1 rRNA gene is annotated in these 248 nt (G+C 37.1%); it reads left to right on the top strand.

Annotated elements, in window-relative coordinates:
• Positions 1-66: ribosomal RNA gene (locus tag LMB57_RS00425) — 16S ribosomal RNA — on the top strand; the annotation flags it as partial.
• Positions 67-248: the final 182 nt, after the last annotated feature.

The raw sequence follows: 248 nt of genomic DNA, 5'->3' as shown, positions 1-248 counted from the left end.
CAGATGACTGGGGTGAAGTCGTAACAAGGTAGCCGTAGGAGAACCTGCGGCTGGATCACCTCCTTTCTAAGGAATAAAACGGAACCTACACATCGAAGAAACTTTGTTTAGTTTTGAGGGGTTTACCCTCAGAGCTTGTACTTTGAAAACTAAATACTATCTAATTTCTTTATTAACAAAACAATAAACCGAGAACACCGCGTTATTTGAGTTTTAATTAACGAATTATAATCGCTAACTCAATTAAT

Source organism: Limosilactobacillus secundus (assembly GCF_020784695.1).
In the GTDB taxonomy this organism is placed as follows: domain Bacteria; phylum Bacillota; class Bacilli; order Lactobacillales; family Lactobacillaceae; genus Limosilactobacillus; species Limosilactobacillus reuteri_F.
Note: the sequence above shows the minus strand (reverse complement) of the source record. Positions and strands in the feature narration are given on the sequence as shown.